This is a genomic window from Bradyrhizobium sp. Kon10, assembly GCF_055807395.1.
The window spans coordinates 1-357 of record NZ_JBVVOZ010000148.1; the positions used below are offsets into that span (position 1 = coordinate 1).

A 357-nucleotide genomic window follows, 5' to 3' on the forward strand; every position below is an offset into this window, starting at 1 on the left:
CCGCTGCGTCCGGGCGAAGTGTCGCTCGACGAGCTCGAGCGCGCCTTCCGCGAGACCGCGATCGAAGCGCCGATCCCGGTTGCCAAAGCTGAAGTCAAGGCCGAGCCCGCGCCGGCCGCTGAAGCGCCAGTGCCTGTTGCCAAGGACGTGGCCAAGGAGACCAAGCCGCCCAAGGAGAAGGTCGCGCCCAAGAAGTCGATGGCCGCCGATGAGGGCGCCGTCGAGGGCGACCGCATCGCCAACCAGTCGATCCGCGTCAACGTGGATACGCTGGAGCATCTGATGACCATGGTCTCGGAGCTGGTGCTGACCCGCAACCAGCTGCTCGAGATCAGCCGGCGCAACGAGGACACCGAG

At 67.2% G+C, this 357-nt stretch carries 1 pseudogene; it reads left to right on the forward strand.

The window, feature by feature from the left end:
* A pseudogene (locus tag AC0L2O_RS36475) lies at window positions 1–357 on the forward strand (hybrid sensor histidine kinase/response regulator); the annotation flags it as partial.